The organism is Acinetobacter sp. GW821-FHT09D10 (assembly GCF_059416285.1).
The window spans coordinates 35,791-54,320 of record NZ_JBWKOW010000011.1 but is presented as its reverse complement, the minus strand read 5'-3'; the positions used below and the strand labels follow the sequence as shown (position 1 = coordinate 54,320).

Below are 18,530 nucleotides of genomic sequence, written 5' to 3'. Positions count from 1 at the left end.
AGGATGCTCACAAGTATGTTGTTGCCATCTTGATATAGATAAATCGGTAATAAATTGACTTTTAAAGCTATTTGTGTGAAAAGGAAAATAATTTAATAAATATTTTTAATGAAAATCAAAGAATTATTAATTTTTATTGAACATTTGTTATAGGATTTTTATATTAAATTATTGTTTTATTAATCAATAATCATTATTATTCGCGCTAATATTTACATGAACACACAAAATACATATGGAATTTATTAAGTCTCGCAAGAAGATTGCTAAATCAGCAATAGCCTCTTCATTATCAATTGTAGCTACAACAGCAATGGCTGCTCAGGAAAATTCAGTACCACTTCCATTAATTCATGTTCAAGCAGATGCAGAAGTTGTACAGAGCCTTAAAGTTGATAAATCGGCTAATTCTAAATTCGTAGCACCTCTGTTAAATACTCCAAAATCAGTTTCAGTAATTTCAAAACAACTTATTGAAGATACGAAAGTAAATACATTGAGTGATGCACTTCGTACTGTACCAGGCATTACCTTAGGTGCAGGTGAAGGCGGTAACCCGAATGGAGATCGACCATTTATTCGTGGTTACAACTCAGAAAGTTCAATGTACGTTGATGGTATTCGTAACTCATCATCACAAAACCGTGAAATGTTTGCTATTGAGCAAGTTGAAGTGACTAAAGGTTCTGCTTCTTCTATGGGCGGGGCAGGTTCTGTTGGTGGTAGCATCAACATGATTTCTAAAGTGGCTAAAAAAGGTGACTCTTTAGAAGGTTCTGTTCAAGCTGGTACCGATAACTACCAACGTATTACCTTAGATGGTAATAAAGACTTTGGTAATGGTACGGCTGCTCGCGTTGTCCTAATGGGGCACAAAAATGAAAAAGCTGGTCAAAGTGATGGTGCTGAATACAAGCGTGTAGGTATCGCGCCTAGCATTACATTTGGATTAGATACGCCAACACGCGCAACTTTAAGTTATTACTACTTAAGATCTGATGACACTCCGGATTCAGGTGTTCCATATAATTACGATACGACTAAGAAGGCTACTGTTGGTAAACCTGTTGATGTTAAACAAGGTATTTACTATGGCTTAAAAGGTCGTGATTTCCAAAAACAAGAAAATCATATTGGTACTTTTAAAGTAGAACATGATTTAAATGAAAATCTTACGCTTAGTAACACTTTACTCTACAGTAAATCAAAAAATGATTATCTTTGGACTCAACCAGATGATTCAAAAGGTAATGTAGCAAACGGCAAAGTTTGGCGTCGTATTAACTCTCGAATTACAGACACTGATATTTTTACCGATCAGTTATCTTTAAGAGGTAAGTTTAATACTGGAGCTATCAAGCATAGTTTCAATGTTGGCGCAGAATACAGCGATCAAGAGTCAGATAAAGGTAGTTATTCAACTACATACCCAGGTTATGCGGGTTCTACAACAGGTGGTTTCAATAGTGATTGTGCTATAAACGATGCTTGGTGTACTTCATTAACAAACCCTAATTCTAAAGATGTGTGGTTAGGGGACCGTATTGCGAATAAAGCAACAACTACAACTACCACTAAGACTACTGGGGTTTATCTATTAGATAACATTGAATTTAATCCTCAATGGTTATTGGATCTAGGCGTTCGTTGGGATAAGTTTGATACAGAGCAAGTAACAAATGCGACTGGAGCAAAAATTGAAAGTAATAAAGATTTTGTTACTTACAATGCTGGCATCACCTTTAAGCCTACCGAAAACGGCAGTATCTATGCGAGTTACGCAACATCTGCAAACCCTGTAGGTGTAGACAGTGGTGATGGTTCTGAGTCAATTGGTCAAGCTTATATGGACCTTAAGCCAGAAGAAAGCCAAACCATTGAACTTGGTACAAAGTGGAATGTCTTAAACGAAAAACTTAATTTGACTGCTGCCATTTTCCGTACAGAGAAACAAAATACACGTATTCAAGTAGACTCAAGTACTTATACGAATGGTGGTGATAGTAAAGTTGATGGTATTGAACTTTCAGCAAATGGTAATATCACTGATAAATGGGCTATGAGCGCAGGTTACACCTACTTAGATAGTGAAAATACTGATCCAGGGCCAAGTTGTAGTCGTGCTGGTGTATGTACTCCTGAAAATGCAGCTAAAGGCAAGCAACTTCCAAACGTACCTAAAAACTCAGCAACTTTATGGACTACATATAAAGTATTGCCACAAGTTACTGTGGGTGCTGGCGCTTTCTATGCTGACAAAGTATATGGTGATGCAGCTAATACAAAATGGGTTCCATCGTATGTTCGATATGACGCGATGGCTCGTTATGACGTTAACAAGAATGTTAACTTGCAACTTAACTTAAATAACCTTTCTGATAAGCGTTACTTTACTAAAGCGTATGCTTCACACTATGCAACTGAAGCAGAAGGACGTAGTGCAGTATTATCCGTTAACTTCAAATACTAATAAGTTTAAAAATTTATTAGTCTAAAGAAGTAATCTAAAATAGCCTCAATTTGAGGCTATTTTATTAATTAAAGCTATTTTAAAGGTATCGCCGTGATTCACCATATTCCTAATGTACTTAGTAAAGAACAAGTCCAGTTTTTCCGTCAAGAAATGGCCAAAGTAGAATGGGTTAATGGAAAAGTCACTGCTGGTACACTTTCAGCTACAGTAAAACATAATCAACAATTGCCTGAAGATCATCCTTTAACCCATCAACTGAGTAATATCATCCTTGATGCTTTAGGAAAACATCCATTATTCCTATCTGCTGCAATTCCACTAAATATTATACCGCCTTTATTTAATCGTTATGAAAATCATGAATCTTTTGGTTTTCATGTAGATAATTCAATACGGCTCATACGTGGTAGTAATCAGCGTTTAAGAACAGACTTGTCTTGTACAGTTTTTTTAAGTGAACCAGAAGAGTATGAGGGAGGGGAACTGGTAGTTGAAGATACGTATGGATATCACGAAATTAAATTGCCTGCTGGTGATATGATTTTGTATCCATCTACCAGTCTACATGAAGTGACAGCTATTACTTCAGGCTGTCGTATAGCATCTTTTTTCTGGGTACAGAGCATGATTCGTGATGATGCAGAGCGACATATGTTATTTAACCTAGATCAAACTATTCAAAACTTACGTATGCAACTGGGTGATGATCACAAAGAAGTCTTGAACTTAACAAATACTTATCACAACTTAATTCGTAAGTGGGCTGAGGTTTAAATAACAAGAAAAGTAATGAAGTAGCGTAAATTATTTAATACGCTACTTATAGACATTTACTTCAATATTTAATGCTTTTTCATCAATTTTTTTCAATAAACATTCTAATAGTTCTTCTACTTTTTCATCATATTCGAAAGGATGAGATTTGCCAGTTTGAGTATTAATAAGATTTAAACTAATTTTATTAGAGGCTGGTCTATAAATTCCTCTATTACTTTTACCCAAAACAACTCTTTTAATTAATTTTCTATGTTCAAGTTCCGCTAAAGTACGATAGGTAGTGGCTAGACTAATTTTTAGGTTTTTCTTTTGGGATAACAGATATATTTCTTCTGCGGTTATTCCCTTATCGTTCTCGTGTAAAAAACGGAAAATAGCAATTCGCGAAGGCGTAGCCGATAAACCATTTTCAATTAACTCTTGGTGATAATCCATTTAGTTCCTCTGCTAATGGCTTATTTATATTTAAATTGATTACTAAGGATTTTTTAGTAGTAAGTAAAAAAATCTATTTTAAAACCAATGATGTTAGTCTTAATTGTAAACCATTTGGTATAAAAAGTATTATGATAAAAAGTAAAAATGCTTAATTCAAATAGTAAAAGTTAGAAGCCAATTTTTCCAAATAGAACTATGAGATGCATAACATTAAAGTACTAATTAATACGAATAAAAAGTAGTGTAAAAGCCATATTGACTGTGCAACTAAACTTTAAAGTTTTTTATGACTGAACTTTATTTTGCTCGATGATCTCTACTAACTGTTCACATGACTGATTTACTTTTGATAAGGGTGAGGTTGCAACACCTAACATTAAACCTGAAACAGCATTTTTAGGGTCTTGGTACCAAAGTGATAATGGAGAGGGAGCCAGATTGAAAGCTAATGCTTCATTCACAATTTTTTGATCAGATAAAGAGGGCGGTAAATTAATGAGTACGGATAAGCCAGCAGTATAGGTTTGCAGATTAAATCGTTTTAAACACTTAATTAATTCATCACGCTGAGCACTATAAGTTCTTTTTGTTCGTCTTAAATGTCTTAAAAAATGACCTTCATGCATAAACTCTTGAATTGAAAGTTGTAAAGATGGAGATGGAGCGGGTACTAAAGTAGCTGTCGTTTCTGCAAAGTGATTAATCATGTGAAAAGGTACAACTGCAAATCCAATCCGTAATTTGGGACTAATTGTTTTACTAAAGCTTCCTAAGTGAATAACTCTTCCCGCAGTATCTAATGAAAATAAGGCGGGTGCTGCTCGGCCATCTAATTGTAATTCTCCTAAATAATCATCTTCAATAATCCAGCTTCTGTTCTGGTTAGCCCAATCAAGTAACTTTAATCGTCTGGTCAAAGAAAGGGACATTCCTAAAGGTGCTTGCTGTCCCGGTGTGACTAATGCAAGGGAGGCATCCGGTACATTTTTCATTGCGAACTCTACATCTATCCCATCTTTATCGACGGGAATTGGACATATTTCCAGTCTTCCAACTTCAAGCGCATGTTTAGAGAAAGGGAAACCGGGATTTTCAACCCATGCCTTTTTTCCACCTAATCCTAAAACATGCAACGTAAGGCCCAGCCCACCAGAGAAACCTGAAGTGATAAATACTTGGTCAGGAGTACATTGAATGCCCCTTGATAGAGCTAAATAAGCAGCAATTTCTCGGCGAAGACCATATTCCCCCCGAGCGTCAGGATAGCTTGGCCACCCACTTGACTCATTACGCACAGATCTTGATCTGATTTTTGAAAATAACTTTGCAGGAAATATTTCTTTTGAGGGAACGCCTAATTGGAAAATGCCATGTATAGATGTCATATCTAAATACATTTGTGTAAACGAACTATTTTTATAGTCATCTTGAGTAGAGGGCGGCTTAATTGCTTGGTAGGCAACACGTGTTCCTTGTGATCTAGATGCAATGATAAATTGGCCATCGGCAAGCCTTTCATATGCAACTTTTACAGTACCTCTAGAAACACCGAGTTGACTGGCTAAATCGATCCATGAGGGTAAACGATCACCGAGTTGTAGCGTTCCAGAAATAATGGCTTGTTCAATTCCAAGGCGTATTTGTTCTGCTAATGGTGTTTTTAGTTTGCGATCTAAATTAATTTTGAGCTGCTGGTACATTCGTGGTACAGCCTTTTAATGCATTTTTGGTTCATGAATTTATACTACGGATCTATAAAATAAAAACAACTCCCTATCTTTATGTAGGTTTAATTTGAATGGAAATGATCAAAAAAAGATTCTTTTTAGGCTTAGGTTTAATGCTTGCATGTATTGCACCCTCTATGGCACATGAGCCAGTGGAAAAAGTTAAACCTAATTTTGAACACATAATTCCGAATATACCGGGTAAGTCGCTTATTGCTTTAGAAGTCGATTATCCACCTGGTGATGCTTCTATTCCTCATACCCATGCGAAATCATCTTTTATATATGCCTATGTAGTTGAGGGAAGTATTGAGTCTAAAGTGAATAATGAGAAGTCAAAAATTTATCAGGCAGGTCAAAGCTGGTTTGAAGAGCCAGGAGCAGTTCATTCTATTAGTCGCAATGTGAGTAAGACCAAACCAGCAAAGCTATTGGCAGTATTTGTTGTAGATACTGATGATAAAGAATTAGTTACCCCAGTAAAATAATTGAAAGTAAATAGGTGTTTATTATGGTCCAACGTATTGATTATAATCAGGTCGCTCCAGCAGGCGTTAAAGCTCTAGGTGGTGTCTATAGCTATGTAGTGCAAAGCGGTTTATCAACAGAGTTAGTAGAATTGGTTTATCTACGTATATCGCAAATTAATAATTGCGCATATTGTTTGGACATGCATACGAGAGATTTAATCAAGAAAGGTGTTGCCATCGAGAAACTAGCTTTAGTTCAGGCTTGGCAAGAAGGTGGTCATCTATTTGATGAACGGGAGCGAGCAGCTTTAGCTTGGGCTGAGTCAGTAACCAAAGTCTCTACTACAGGAGTACCTGATGATGTTTACCAACTTGCTCATTCTGTATTTGATGAAAAAGAACTGGTTGATTTGACGATAGCTATTAGCCTGATGAACGCATATAACCGTATGGCAATTAGTTTTAGAAATACGCCACAAGCTGCTAAGTAATATTCAAAAGCCCTCAAGTGAGGGCTTCTAACTTATTTAAAAGAAGGTTGGCTTAAGATTTTGTAGACCTTTTCTTTATATACATCATTCGAAATCACGCCTTTATCTCGCTGTTGTTTTAGCGCTTTAAACTGCTGACCATGAATTTCCCTTTGAATATTCACATTATCATGATTTCTGATGTAGTAAAGACTACGTTCATGATCACTCATATTGACTGTTTCATGAGTAGAGTAGGATGGCTTAGTTTCTTTTTCTTGATATTGTTTTGCAATTTCAAAAAAATCTACATTTTGATCATGAACGGCAGAATTCGAAAAGTCTTTTGGTTGCCCATTAAATTTATGTTCTTGAGAACTCGCGTTCACTTCAAGCATGCTTTTATGCTTATTAAAGTTAGGGTAGCTATATTCTTGTTTCATTTGAAATGTGTTTGTTTCAGAAAATGCAGAGGAAGAAAAAAGACTAATATTTAAAAATAAAAAAGTTAATAACAATCTATTCATTTCTTTTGAAGTCCAATTGAAATTGAGTAAATCACTGTATTGTAACATTAAAGTTTAGTTTTTAAAGGTTAAATTTTTAGGGTATTTGATCATCTGGTCAACAACAAGTTGAATGGACAGATTTGCGCGAAGTTCTATTGAGAGCTCCGCAAAAAACTTTATATAATATAAGATCTAAAATTTTTAATTTTAGGGTGTTTGTCCATTATCTAATTTTAATATTTATTCCGTAACAGATTCTAATTTTTTAAAATACTTCTTTTAAATTTATTATTAAGCTTAACTAAATAGTGTAGGTGTGACAAGGGCGATTCAATTTGTTAAATTGTGTGGTTTTTATAACAGTGGGCGAAATTTATGAAGACGTTTTTAGTTATATCTTTATTGGGTTTTGGGCTGATTGGCTGTGCTTCATCTACATATAATTCTCAAGAAAATTACTTAAATAAATCTCCAATTGTTCCAGAAAATAAAGCCTTTAATAGTTTTAAAACACCTGAACACGGAATTTTTACAGATCAAGATATCTATAATATGCCTGAGAATTCAAATATGAATTTTCGTTACGAAGTCCCTTTTTAAAGAAAAATAAAGTATTAATTTAAACAAAGGTGGAATAAGCGTGGCTTACCACCTTTGTTGATGAGGAATAATTAATGATTAATATTACCTTCGGGTGGTTTTTTAAATTTTAAACTGTTAAATTTTAGTTATTGAAAAAAGGTATTTAAAATGAAAAACTTCACTATTATTGCTTCTTTATTTTTATTAGTTGGGTGTACTACTGCTCATAAACAAGCCACTCCTGTTCAAGTGACTGATAATAAAATCACTTCTGAGGCTGATAAATATAAAAAACAATATCAAAAGAAAATTTATAAATTATGGGAAGTTCCAAATTCTTCTACAGGGATGAGTGCAAGTGTTAAAGTATTTTTAAGTGATAGTGGGGAAATTGAGCAAATCATCTTTTTAGATAAAGAAGAACAAAAATTTAAAACAAGTATTGAAAAAGCGATCTGGCGTGCAAGTCCATTTGCTTTGCCTTCCAATCCAGAAGTAAGAAAACAAGCAAGAAGATTCAATATGAAATTTCAGGCGAAATAAATGAGTTCTTCTTAATTATTAGGGGCGAATTTAAAATTGTTAAGGTATATAAATTTGCTCTCTAGTTTCATGAAATACCGAAAATAGTTAGTTTAATTGCTATAAAGATTTTCTTTAAAATAAAAAATAAATATTTCATTCTGATTCTAGATAACAAATAAGACATTTTATTTATTAGCAAACAAAATATAAACATTAGTTACATTGCTATCAAAACATAACATAAACAAAACTTTAAAAGGGTATTAAATTATTATAAAAAATATGTGAATCCATAAATATGTTAAAGACGAAGTATGAGTGAAGCAAAGAAATCTCTGAAAGAAAGTAAGGCAACTTCAGTTGTAGCGTGGAGCGTAATTTTATTTGGAATTGTGGCAGGACTGGCCTTTATTTTGTCATATGGGCAAGTTGAAACAAGAAATGATAATCTAGATATTATTCAAATCTGGTCTAAAGAAATGATTACAGTAGGTCTCTTCATTATATTTAATGGACTACTGTTCGGCTACTTGCTTTTAAAAATTAGTAGTATTTTGAACCATCTTGAAAATAATAAAAGCTAATTCATAAGAGTTCATTGACCGCTTTTTAGCGGGGATAAATGTATCTTAAAGTGTCAGTTACACAAATGATGATTGTTTGGGGTTGAATGTATCCGTTAATTATTTAAGCATGGAGTGACACAAGTTAAGTAAAGGATGAATCTCATGATAGATGAAGAAAAACCCTTAAATTTTGACGATGATGAAGAACCTCTCGATTTTGCCGATGAAGAATTTATCGATGATAAAAAAGAGGATGAGTTATATAACAGCATTACAAAAGATGGCTCAAGTGTAGATCCCGCAGATGATGGTGAGCGACACATTCGCCCTGAAGATGGGGATCCCATCGAAATCGAACAATAACTCAAAGCCCAATTCCATATTGGGCATTTTTAATAGGTTTGACTTTTTTATCTGAACAGTACGATACGTCAGAGGTTATTCAATTATTATCATTAATGACTCAAAAAAATGAGAACTAAGCAATGAGTGTAGAGATGTGTACATATATATTTATTGAATGATTTATTATCGAATTGAAGTAAAACTATGAGTAATTATATTTCTACATTTACCAACAAAATCAAAAATAAAGCTGTTCCACCTGTCAATGATGTTTTGCTCGCATTTAGGACTCTGAAAATCGTACCAGGCGGATTAACGCTATTATCAAAAATTGTTAGTCGAGTCGCTCCTTATTTTCAGACTGTAAATCCAATTATTCAAAAATTAGATGTAGACGTGTGTGAAGCCTCGATCAAAAAAAATAAATCAATCGAAAATCATATCGGGACGGTACACGTGATTGCGATATGTAATGGGCTGGAATTTGTCATGGGAGTGTTAGCTGAAGCATCTGTGCCTCAACATTTAAGATGGCTTCCTAAAGGCATGAGCGTAAATTATGTCGCTAAGGCAGATTCTGATATTAAGTTAGTGGCAACAATTGATGAGGAATGGAAGGTGGGAGATATGCAAATAAAAGTTAATGCTTATAGAGCGGATGGGCAGCCTGTAGTTCAAGGATATATTACGCTTTGGGTTACAGAGAAAAAGTAAATAACAGGGCATTAAATGCAAAAAATATTGGATTATCTCCGCAAAATTTTTACTGCCAAGCCTCAGCAAGATGCAACAGCGGATCACCTCATTGCTACGGCAACTGATCATGGCGATGAATTGATAGGTGTTGCTGTTGATGAGATGTCTCTTAGTGTGGAAGGTGTAAACCAAATCTGTAATTTTGAAGGGTTAAAGCTCAGTGCTTATGATGATGGTACTGGCGTATGGACTATTGGATATGGCACGACGCGATATCCTAATGGTAAGCGTGTAAGTGAAGGAGACCGATGCTCTCTTGAACAAGCTAAAACTTATATGCAGCATGATTTAAAGATATTTGAGCGTGCAGTGAGTAGTTCTGTAACTGTTCCTCTAAAACAGAATCAATTCGATGCACTAGTCTCTCTAACGTATAACATTGGCGTAGGTGCCTTTAAACATTCGACCTTACTCAAAAAGTTAAATTCAGGTGATTACAAAGAAGCAGCAAACCAGTTTGATGTATGGGTAAATGCAGGCGGTAAGCGTTTGCAGGGGCTGGTTAATCGTAGGGCAATCGAAAAGAAGTTATTTTTATCATCAAAGTAGTTGTCTCAATTCTTTATTAAGTTTTGTCAGAAAAAATCATGAAAAAGCCTCGAATGATCAGGGCTTTTTCATATAGAAATTGGATTGATTAACTCTTATCCCCTAAGGTGATTCTGAGCCTGTTTAATGCTCCCATGAGTGAAATGCTGGTGGTCAACTCTACAATCTCTCGTTCATTAAAATACTCGGCTAAATGAGCTTTTACAGTTTCAATTTTTTCAGATAAAAAAGTGACTGCCTCTGCAAGTTCAAGAGCAAGAAGTTGCTTCTTTGAAAAGACATTCGAATGTTTGTAGCCCGGAATTTTATCAATGACTGCTTGGCTCATTCCCATATCTCTTAATTCTTGAGCATGAAAAGCGCAGCAGTAAGCACAACCGTTGATTTGTGACACATACAACTCAACTAAAGCAACTATTTGAGGATCAATGCCTGAGGTTCGTATAGATGCATGTGCTGAGTACAAATGATTAATCGTTTTTTTAGCAACTTCTTTATATTCCATCATATAGACCAGTTTTTTCGTGATAAAAAACTATTATTCATCACTAGGTATAGATTGTAAATTAGGCACTATTTTGTTATATAGGTATATTTTTTATACCTAATTACACAATGAAAGATAATATTTCTGGCTGTTCTGTAGAAGAGGCAATGACAGTATTAGGTGGTCGTTGGAGAATGTTAATTATTTCATTTCTCATCGAAAGACCTATGCGTTTTAATGAGCTAAGACGGGCAATACCTAATATTTCTCAAAGAATGTTAACTTTAGAGTTACGTTTTCTTGAAGAAGAAGGTTTTATTAACAGAGAAGTTTTTGCGGAAGTTCCTGTTAAAGTTGAGTACTCATTAACGGAAGATGGTAAGAAATTAAATGGTTTAGTTGAGATGCTAAAAGAAGTTGGCTCTTGGCTAAAAGTAAGATAGTGCGGTTTATTTTATAGTTTTATTTACTTTGTTTCCGGTCACGTCGAGATCGTATGTCATCATTTTGACCGGATCATTTATACAAATTTTAGGTGTAAAAAAGCCTGATGCTACGAATCAGGCTTCAGTATTCATCAACAATAGGAGTTGATGAACAAGACCAATCTAACAGACCTGCACTATAAAGGCAAACCAATGGCCGACCGAACAGTTCATATAGGCATAATTTTCTCAAATTATAGGCGTTAAAAAAGCCCTTGCTCGAAAGCGAAGGGCTTAGTCGTTCATTGATCTAGCAATGAACTATATAAGGCTCATCTCATACTAAGTGCAGTATATCTGAAATTGAAGCAAGAAAGAAGAAAACTTATGACAGTTATTTAAAACATCTTAATTACTCATATAGTCTTTCAATAGACTTAACTAAAGTGTTTGAAAGGTGCTTAATATTTGATTAGCTTTTTTATCTTTAAAAAATATTCTAGTTTTAACCAAATATACACAGTTAAACAATTAGTTGAAAAAAGTTTCCATCATCTCATCAAATAGCGTGTTAAGTTTTTCTCAATCATAAAAATTTAAAAAGGATTGAAACATGAAATTTTCATATCAAGATCTTGCCGGAAATAACGTTGAAGTGGAGTGCGAAAGTTATATTCATATACCGTCAGGAACAGCAATAAAATCTACAGAAGCTGGTAATTATCATCTTACTGAAAACTTCAGATTCTTTAAGAAAACTGAAGCTGATTCGATACCTATCTATCGATTTGCGATTGACCAAAATTTTAATGTTTTTAATAGTGATGAATTACCCGCTTTAGCTCAAATTGGAACTGATTGGAAAAAATTGGGCTAAGTTTTTACTTAAAAATAAACCCTCGATTGAGGGTTCTATCCTAAAATTTTTAAGAATTATTTCTTTTTAAATACGAGCATTAAGCCTAGCAAAATTGCAATCATCCCAATTAAACCTGCTAGTGGTAACTTATTTTTTAAAATTAGAAAATCTAAAAGTGCAGTCACGATAGGGACCAGATAGAACAGGCTTGTCACATTTACAATACTGCCCTGACTTAGAAGTCGGTAAAGTAAAAGCTGAGCAACTACAGAAATTAAAATTCCGAGAAATAAGACTGAAATAATCAGTTGTGAATTCCACGTGATTTCAAAATGTTCAAAGGGAACTATAAACAAGCAGACGATAAGACTGATTACATATTGTAGAGGTAAGACATCTGTCGGGGCTTGTTGAATGTTCTTTTGCATTATGGCCCCAAAAGTTATACAGATGAGGGCAGCCAAGGCAAACAGCACACCAATTGGAGCAATAAAAGACATTGTCAGGCTTTTCCAGACTAAAAGTATGAGCCCTGCTAAAGAGATGCATAATCCTAACAGTCTTTCTTTTTGCCAATTCTTTTCCATAAGGCAAAGCGTGAGTATGGGCTGTATTCCCATAATTGTTGCCATTAAGCCAGGAGTGACGCCATGGGCCATCGCTTTAAAATAGCAAATTGAATAACCTGCAATAATAAGCAACCCAGTAAGCAGAACTTGTTTTCGAGTTCCATGTTTGGGTAAAAGTCTTTTTCTAAATAGAGCAAGTACGAACAGAACAATCAAAGCAGTAGAAAAACGCAGAATTAATAATGCTATGGGCGAGGCATTATCTAACCCCCATCGAGTAAAAATTGCGGCACTACCCCAGAGTAAAACAAAAGCGGATGTTGCACTTTGTGATGCAAGCATCTGTTTATTTAGGCGCATAAAACCTCCTCCTAGTGTGTAATACCTAAGAAATACGAAGTGATAAAATTGTTAGTAAATGCAGTTATTAATGTGTTGTTCAGTCACTAATCATGTACTGATCTTGGTTAAAATTGTGAATAGGACAAATAAATCGCTTTGAACTTATTATGATTTCAGTATGGAAGAGAGAATAGGTAAAGAAAAGCGCATAATTCTTTTATATACTATTTGAAAATCGAATAGATAAATCGTAATGAATTTAAAGAACCTACAGATTGATTGGCTGAAGTGTTTTGTCACAGTAGTAGATACAGGCTCATTGTCAAATGCAGCGCCTGAGCTTTATCGTTCGCAATCTGCTGTTAGCATGCAATTGAAAAAATTAGAAGAAGCTCTAAATTGCCAACTTTTAATACGAACGCACCGACAAATTGAGTTAACTTCTCAAGGACAACTACTTTTAGGTTATGCGCGCCGTATTCTCGATTTACATGCAGAAGCACAAATGGCATTTCATGGGGATGAATTGAAGGGCCGTATACGCCTTGGAGTACCAGACGATTATGCTGCTAAATATTTAACGCCCGTACTTAAGCGTTTTGCACCACGTTATGGAGGTGTTGAAATCGAATTGATCTGTGAACAATCTACCTCTTTAATTCCGCGGGTAGAAAGTGGTGATATAGACTTAGCATTAATTTCGAGAGATAACGCTCGTCAAGGAACACTTTTATTTCATGAACCAATGGTATGGGTAGGGTCTCCACAGTTTGAACTTTGGCGAGAAGATCCACTCCCCATTGCAGTTTATGAAAGTACGAGCCAAGCCAAAAAGAGTGCTATTCATTCTTTAGCATTACAAGGGCGCCGTTATCGAGTGGTCTACAACAGTTCAAGTTTAGCTGGTCAAATTGCAGCAGTTGAAAGTGGTTTAGCAATCGCCGTGTTTACGCAGTGTAGTGCACCTGAGCATTTAACCATATTAGGTGCAGATCATGGCCTCGGACCTTTAGAGCCTATGGAGGCTGCGGTTTATCGGAGTAGGTCATCGTTAGAGTCGAAGGCTGTAGATCACTTATATGAATTACTCATTAAAACGCTCAGACACTCAGTTAACGTTTAATGGCCAAATCTTAAATTGATATTTAAATGTCAAACCAAAGAGCTTTACATTTTTGCGCGAAATCTACAAAAAAGCCTAGAAACGTATGCTGATCGTAAAACGAATAAAAAGTATTTATTAATCACTATCTGAACAATTCATGAGGTGAAGTATGACAAAAATTATGGCTACCTTAGGTTTAGCTGCGATTATTTCTTTAAGTGTGAGCGCTTGCCAAGGTGAAAACGATACAAAACAGCAAGATAAAACGACAACCCCTCATTCAATGGACAAAGATTCATAATCTAGATGAATGCTTAGGCCCGTCGTAAGATGGGCTTTTTTATATCTTTTTATTTTCACTCTAAAGTGTGATTTGTAACTCAAAATATTTATTTTTAATGGTGCTGTTCAAAATATGTTGACTAATATGCTAGGTTTTAAATATATTTAAATCCAACACCAATCATTTTAAATATAACTCTATATTTAAAGTAAATTGGTTCAAATGCCATCAGATCAGAAATTTAACCTTTAAATTTGATTATAAAAATATTAATTAATCAAGGAGGTGGGTATGGACGCTAAATTTCATTCTGAAAATGAATATGGTTTTATTCTAGATATCTTGAACACTTACATGGTGATAAAGAAGACATTAAAAAATGATCATTATCCTTATGATTCATTTGGTTATCTTCTAGCTCTTTATCAACCACTAAAAGTTTATATCCCTCAACTTCCAAATCCGAAAATTTATATTGAGATTGGTGGAATTTCATATGACCGAATGATTGTTGGGCAAACAGAGGATGAAACGGAAGCCATAAATATTTTATCGAATTTAGGACAACTTGTTGCTTAACAATTAAGTGATATTTTAATGCTGAGTTTAATTTACTTAAGGAAAGCGTTTTCTTAAGTAAATTAACGACACAACTAAAGGCTCAAAATGGTTGTTGGAAGAAAAAACTTAAAGAAACGATTTGTTGTTTTTATCCATCCTCATTAAACAAAGACTCTAATAAGATACAAAAAACCACGAAAGCTAAATCTATAACTTTAAAAGAATTTGTTTATATAACTAAGAACATTAAAAGTAGGTCATCGTAATGAAAAAAATATTCTTAGCAACATTCACTGGGTTGGCTTTATTGGGTAGTAATGCGGTATTGGCTAAACCAGATGCTGCCTTATTAAAAGAAGCGACAAAAAATATAGTCACGGTGTCTAAAGCAAAAACCTTGGCTGATGAATCTGGAGTAACTTTAACGGGTACGATCGTAAAGCATATTGCTGGTGATCATTTTGAGTTTAAAGATGCTACAGGTTCAATTGTAATTGATGTAGATGATGATTTGTGGAAGCCTTTACAACTAAAAGCTGGAGATAAAGTCCGTGTTGTAGGAGAGGTGGACACTCATAGAGTTAAGCCAACTGATATTGAGGTTTTTAAGATTGAGCGTGTTAAATAAAACCAGATCATTTATATAAATATTGCTCAAAGCAAACAAAAAAAAGAACTCCTATTTCCAGAGGAGTTCTCTTTTTAACGACGATAATTTTTATTATTGGGTTGCATTAAATGCTTCATGATAGCTTACATATCCTTTAGGAATATTGCCTGAGAAGCTTAAGGCCTGAAAATACTCACTTGGTACATCAGGCAAAATTAACTTGGGATAGGTTTTAAAACCAAATCTGCTGTAATAGTTGGGATCACCCAGTAAAACACATCCTTTTGCACCTAACTTTTTTAATTTTTCTAGTGATTCATTCATCAGAAGCGAGCCAATACCAAGCCCCTGTTTATTTGGATGAACGGAGATAGGCCCTAAACCATACCAACCTATATCCCTTGAACTTATTTGAACTGGTGAAATAGCCACATGTCCTATAACAGAGCTATCTTCAATCGCGACTAAAGAGATGGTAAGTTGTCCATGCTTTCTTAAGCTATTAACAATAAAATGTTCTGTATGACTGGTGTGCTCAGCATTTTGAAAAGCTGCTTTCGTTAGTTTTTCTATTGCTTCAACATCCTCATTTCGTTCATCACGAATCGTAATATTCATTAAAATTTTTCCAGATTTATTGATTTGCTATACGATTTAACTTTTTAGATAAGTAAAACAGTAATCTAGGTTTTTTAAGATACCTTATTTGTTACTAATTATAAAAGACAACTATTACTCATCAAAATCATACATAAAGTAAAATTTTATAAAAATTATTTTAATATAATAATTTATAAATAATTTTGAGGAGCGGAAATTGAAAAAAATCATTAAAACTTTATTATTATCTACACTGATTTCAACTACATCATTCTCTGTTTTAGCTAAAAATGTTGAGCAAAAAGTTAATTTTTTACAAGGTTCAACGAGTACCACATTAACTGGAAAATTTCAGGGCTATGATGATGTAAGATATAGAATCTCTGCAAAAAATGGACAAGTATTAAAATATAATGTTAATAGTCTTGGTAATTTAGCCTATGTCAATATTTTTGCACCGGGGAAAAAACCAGGTAAAGATAATGCATTATTAATTGGCTCAACTGTAGGATCGAAAGGAGAGCTCGCTTTGCCAGTTGATGGCGATTATATTATTCAAGTTTATCAAATGCGTAATAGTGCTCGTAAACATAAAACTGTGAAATATAATCTCGATGTCGAATTATTAAATAAAGTAAAAAATAATATTTGATAAAATTTACTAGCTTTCACATGAGAGCTAGTAAATTTGAAAAATGATAGAGATAGTCACTATTCGGTTAAAGAAAATGACTCGTAAATGCTACAACTTTCAACAAACATTTGATCATGTGAAACTAGTAATACAGCACCTTTATAGCTCTGAATAGCACTAGCTAATAATTCTCTAGATTCAATATCTAAATGATTTTCGGGTTCATCTAATAACAGGAGTTCAGGTGTAGGTTCTATCTGGCTAAGCGCTAATAAAGCTACTTTGAGTTTTTCACCACCACTTAGCTGAGATAATAGTTGGATACCTTTATCACCGCGAATTCGAAGTTGGCCTAATAAATTTCTCCATTCCAATTCTGAAACGTCGCTATTCATGTGAGTTAGGTTCTCAGTAACAGTCATGTCATCACATAAAAAGCTAAAGTTTTGATCTAGATAAAAACACTCTACAAATAATTGAATGCTGTCACAGGGCTGATTCTTCTGTGCATTGATTGCTTTAAGCAGCGTTGACTTTCCAATACCATTTTGACCTGTTATGTGAATTTTTTGGGCTGCTTGTACAGCTAAATCTATGGGTTGTTGAGTTCCATATTTCAGTTTGAGTTTTTTAATTCGAAGAATTTCTCCAGATTTTTTATGAAAAGTGGGGAAGACAAACTGTTGTGGCTTGACGGTTTCAAGACGCAGTTTTTTGTCTTTTAAATCATTTTGACTATTTGAAATTTGTCGTTGGTGTTGAGACTGTATAGCCGCAATACTTTGGCCCGCTTGTTCCTTTTTAAAATCGAGCAGAATTTTGGCTTGAGAATTTGATTCACGTAATTTATTGCCAGCACGTTCACGTTTTTGAGCTTTCATTAATACATCATGTTGCTTTTGCTTCATGTGTTTAACGTCGCGTTGGTTTTGTTGAACAGATTGCTCTAAAGCTGCAACATGAGTTTGATATTGCTCATCAAATTTCTCATAGTTTCCAGTTGTGTGATGTAGACCATGTTCATTTAAATGATAAATATGGTCTACTTCATTCAACAAAGTCCGGTCATGGCTAATAATTAAAGCGCCTGCTGGGTGTTTTCTTAAGTGGTCAATTAACCATTTTCTAGAGTCTTGATCTAAATGATTGCTAGGTTCATCAAGAAGTAAGTAATGATCTGATTTTAAAAATAAACAGCTTAAAGCCAATTTTGTTTTTTGGCCTTCACTTAAGTTTTTAACTGGAAAGTCTAAATCTGTTGGTAAACCCGCAGACTCCAATAAATTATTCCATAAGGTGGGGAGGTCCCATTTACCTTCTAACAAATCATAATCATCGAAGTTGGCATCGCCTTGCTCAACTCTTTTAAAAGCTTGATAAATGTCTAAGATATCTAATGCTTCAGCTATGGTCAGTCCCGTTAACCGATGTAGTTGAGGTAAATAAGCATGTTTTACATGCCAAGATATTTGTCCAGATGTAAGAATTGAATCTGCTTTAAGCGTCTGATTTAACATTTGCATAAGCAAAGATTTACCTTGACCATTACGGCCAATTAAGGCAGACACCTGATTCGATTCAAGGCTAAAATTTAGTTGTTTAAACATGACTTTAGATGGAAACTCTAAAGTCAGCTGTGATATTACACATGCCTGCTGAGTCATAAAAACCTCATAAATACAGGATGTACAAAATAGGAAAAAGCAGTTTTAAGCAGAGACGTTAAATCACAAAAATAGTCTATTTTGCACATCAAAAAAAGAAAAAATGATGAGAAAAAAGACTTACTTCATTGGCGTGACTCACGAAATTGAAAGAATAAGAAACCATTCTATCTGGGTTTTTGATTAGTGTAAAATTTATACAAT

Annotated in this window: 24 protein-coding genes and 1 pseudogene; 18 read left to right on the top strand and 7 right to left on the bottom strand. The window is 34.4% G+C overall.

From position 1 onward, the window contains the following. The first annotated feature begins 235 nt into the window (after nucleotides 1-235). Together AC07M3_RS18035 and AC07M3_RS18030 are read left to right on the top strand one after the other, a co-directional pair. Complete coding sequence (locus AC07M3_RS18035) at nucleotides 236-2,470, top strand: TonB-dependent receptor (RefSeq protein ID WP_092706881.1); 2,235 nt, start codon at nucleotides 236-238, stop codon at nucleotides 2,468-2,470. A gap of 93 nt (nucleotides 2,471-2,563) precedes the next feature. Next, nucleotides 2,564-3,247 (top strand): Fe2+-dependent dioxygenase, encoded by a 684-nt coding sequence (locus AC07M3_RS18030; protein WP_092706883.1) that lies wholly within the window; start codon nucleotides 2,564-2,566, stop codon nucleotides 3,245-3,247. 42 nt (nucleotides 3,248-3,289) lie between these two features. On the opposite strand, the gene AC07M3_RS18025 is transcribed toward AC07M3_RS18030, so the two are convergent. Beyond that, nucleotides 3,290-3,685 (bottom strand): Fur family transcriptional regulator, encoded by a 396-nt coding sequence (locus AC07M3_RS18025; protein ID WP_092706885.1) that lies wholly within the window; start codon nucleotides 3,683-3,685, stop codon nucleotides 3,290-3,292. Nucleotides 3,686-3,972: 287 nt separating this feature from the next. Continuing rightward, a complete protein-coding gene (pdxR, locus tag AC07M3_RS18020; protein WP_494567938.1) occupies nucleotides 3,973-5,388 on the bottom strand; it encodes a MocR-like pyridoxine biosynthesis transcription factor PdxR in 1,416 nt (471 codons plus the stop codon). Between the two features lie 98 nt (nucleotides 5,389-5,486). Here pdxR and AC07M3_RS18015 point away from each other — a divergent pair, with 98 nt between their 5' ends. Next, nucleotides 5,487-5,903 (top strand): cupin domain-containing protein, encoded by a 417-nt coding sequence (locus AC07M3_RS18015; RefSeq protein WP_494567937.1) that lies wholly within the window; start codon nucleotides 5,487-5,489, stop codon nucleotides 5,901-5,903. A 23-nt stretch (nucleotides 5,904-5,926) separates the two neighbouring features. Beyond that, the gene (locus AC07M3_RS18010) at nucleotides 5,927-6,376 is read left to right on the top strand and encodes a carboxymuconolactone decarboxylase family protein (protein WP_494567936.1); all 450 of its coding nucleotides are present in this window, start codon (nucleotides 5,927-5,929) and stop codon (nucleotides 6,374-6,376) included. A gap of 32 nt (nucleotides 6,377-6,408) precedes the next feature. Here the strand turns inward: AC07M3_RS18010 and AC07M3_RS18005 are convergent, their stop codons facing one another. Then, nucleotides 6,409-6,930: a hypothetical protein gene (locus AC07M3_RS18005; RefSeq protein ID WP_494567935.1), complete on the bottom strand. Its 522-nt coding sequence runs from the start codon at nucleotides 6,928-6,930 to the stop codon at nucleotides 6,409-6,411. Between the two features lie 309 nt (nucleotides 6,931-7,239). Here AC07M3_RS18005 and AC07M3_RS18000 point away from each other — a divergent pair, with 309 nt between their 5' ends. From AC07M3_RS18000 to AC07M3_RS17975, 6 genes are all read left to right on the top strand, one after another. Beyond that, nucleotides 7,240-7,464: a hypothetical protein gene (locus AC07M3_RS18000; RefSeq protein ID WP_133746851.1), complete on the top strand. Its 225-nt coding sequence runs from the start codon at nucleotides 7,240-7,242 to the stop codon at nucleotides 7,462-7,464. 150 nt (nucleotides 7,465-7,614) lie between these two features. Continuing rightward, nucleotides 7,615-7,989, top strand: coding sequence for a TonB C-terminal domain-containing protein (locus AC07M3_RS17995; RefSeq protein WP_494567934.1), 375 nt, complete (start codon nucleotides 7,615-7,617; stop codon nucleotides 7,987-7,989). Nucleotides 7,990-8,285: 296 nt separating this feature from the next. Continuing rightward, complete coding sequence (locus tag AC07M3_RS17990; RefSeq protein WP_133746849.1) at nucleotides 8,286-8,555, top strand: hypothetical protein; 270 nt, start codon at nucleotides 8,286-8,288, stop codon at nucleotides 8,553-8,555. 144 nt (nucleotides 8,556-8,699) lie between these two features. After that, nucleotides 8,700-8,900, top strand: coding sequence for a hypothetical protein (locus AC07M3_RS17985; protein ID WP_003652344.1), 201 nt, complete (start codon nucleotides 8,700-8,702; stop codon nucleotides 8,898-8,900). Between the two features lie 186 nt (nucleotides 8,901-9,086). Beyond that, nucleotides 9,087-9,596 carry a hotdog fold domain-containing protein gene (locus tag AC07M3_RS17980; protein WP_494567933.1) on the top strand — a complete coding sequence of 170 codons (510 nt, stop codon included), beginning with the start codon at nucleotides 9,087-9,089 and terminating at the stop codon, nucleotides 9,594-9,596. A 15-nt stretch (nucleotides 9,597-9,611) separates the two neighbouring features. Further along, the gene (locus AC07M3_RS17975; RefSeq protein WP_494567932.1) at nucleotides 9,612-10,187 is read left to right on the top strand and encodes a lysozyme; all 576 of its coding nucleotides are present in this window, start codon (nucleotides 9,612-9,614) and stop codon (nucleotides 10,185-10,187) included. 88 nt (nucleotides 10,188-10,275) lie between these two features. On the opposite strand, the gene AC07M3_RS17970 is transcribed toward AC07M3_RS17975, so the two are convergent. Beyond that, nucleotides 10,276-10,692, bottom strand: a complete 417-nt coding sequence (locus tag AC07M3_RS17970) for a carboxymuconolactone decarboxylase family protein (RefSeq protein ID WP_494567947.1) — start codon at nucleotides 10,690-10,692, stop codon at nucleotides 10,276-10,278. Nucleotides 10,693-10,802: 110 nt separating this feature from the next. Between AC07M3_RS17970 and AC07M3_RS17965 the strand changes: the two genes are divergently transcribed. Together AC07M3_RS17965 and AC07M3_RS17960 are read left to right on the top strand one after the other, a co-directional pair. Then, nucleotides 10,803-11,117: a winged helix-turn-helix transcriptional regulator gene (locus tag AC07M3_RS17965; RefSeq protein WP_003652340.1), complete on the top strand. Its 315-nt coding sequence runs from the start codon at nucleotides 10,803-10,805 to the stop codon at nucleotides 11,115-11,117. A gap of 595 nt (nucleotides 11,118-11,712) precedes the next feature. Beyond that, nucleotides 11,713-11,976, top strand: coding sequence for a hypothetical protein (locus AC07M3_RS17960; RefSeq protein WP_307009119.1), 264 nt, complete (start codon nucleotides 11,713-11,715; stop codon nucleotides 11,974-11,976). Between the two features lie 56 nt (nucleotides 11,977-12,032). Here AC07M3_RS17960 and AC07M3_RS17955 read toward each other — a convergent pair whose 3' ends face one another. Further along, on the bottom strand, nucleotides 12,033-12,887 hold the full coding sequence (locus AC07M3_RS17955; protein WP_494567931.1) for a DMT family transporter: 855 nt from the start codon (nucleotides 12,885-12,887) through the stop codon (nucleotides 12,033-12,035). Nucleotides 12,888-13,122: 235 nt separating this feature from the next. On the opposite strand from AC07M3_RS17955, the gene AC07M3_RS17950 reads away from it, so the two are divergent. The 4 genes from AC07M3_RS17950 to AC07M3_RS17935 all read left to right on the top strand — a co-directional run bounded on the left by AC07M3_RS17950 (nucleotide 13,123) and on the right by AC07M3_RS17935 (nucleotide 15,446). Beyond that, nucleotides 13,123-13,992, top strand: a complete 870-nt coding sequence (locus AC07M3_RS17950; RefSeq protein ID WP_133746843.1) for a LysR family transcriptional regulator — start codon at nucleotides 13,123-13,125, stop codon at nucleotides 13,990-13,992. A gap of 151 nt (nucleotides 13,993-14,143) precedes the next feature. Continuing rightward, a complete protein-coding gene (locus tag AC07M3_RS17945; protein WP_004643213.1) occupies nucleotides 14,144-14,275 on the top strand; it encodes a hypothetical protein in 132 nt (43 codons plus the stop codon). 273 nt (nucleotides 14,276-14,548) lie between these two features. Next, nucleotides 14,549-14,836 (top strand): hypothetical protein, encoded by a 288-nt coding sequence (locus tag AC07M3_RS17940; protein ID WP_092706911.1) that lies wholly within the window; start codon nucleotides 14,549-14,551, stop codon nucleotides 14,834-14,836. A 247-nt stretch (nucleotides 14,837-15,083) separates the two neighbouring features. Next, nucleotides 15,084-15,446 (top strand): NirD/YgiW/YdeI family stress tolerance protein, encoded by a 363-nt coding sequence (locus AC07M3_RS17935; protein WP_494567930.1) that lies wholly within the window; start codon nucleotides 15,084-15,086, stop codon nucleotides 15,444-15,446. A gap of 93 nt (nucleotides 15,447-15,539) precedes the next feature. Here AC07M3_RS17935 and AC07M3_RS17930 read toward each other — a convergent pair whose 3' ends face one another. Further along, nucleotides 15,540-16,046, bottom strand: coding sequence for a GNAT family N-acetyltransferase (locus AC07M3_RS17930; protein WP_494567929.1), 507 nt, complete (start codon nucleotides 16,044-16,046; stop codon nucleotides 15,540-15,542). A gap of 78 nt (nucleotides 16,047-16,124) precedes the next feature. Between AC07M3_RS17930 and AC07M3_RS17925 the strand changes: the two are divergent. Beyond that, nucleotides 16,125-16,229 (top strand): annotated as a pseudogene (locus tag AC07M3_RS17925) (hypothetical protein); the annotation flags it as partial. Nucleotides 16,230-16,245: 16 nt separating this feature from the next. Further along, nucleotides 16,246-16,680, top strand: coding sequence for a DNA breaking-rejoining protein (locus AC07M3_RS17920; RefSeq protein WP_494567928.1), 435 nt, complete (start codon nucleotides 16,246-16,248; stop codon nucleotides 16,678-16,680). Nucleotides 16,681-16,739: 59 nt separating this feature from the next. On the opposite strand, the gene AC07M3_RS17915 is transcribed toward AC07M3_RS17920, so the two are convergent. Continuing rightward, nucleotides 16,740-18,326, bottom strand: coding sequence for an ATP-binding cassette domain-containing protein (locus AC07M3_RS17915; protein ID WP_494567927.1), 1,587 nt, complete (start codon nucleotides 18,324-18,326; stop codon nucleotides 16,740-16,742). Between the last annotated feature and the right edge of the window lie 204 nt (nucleotides 18,327-18,530).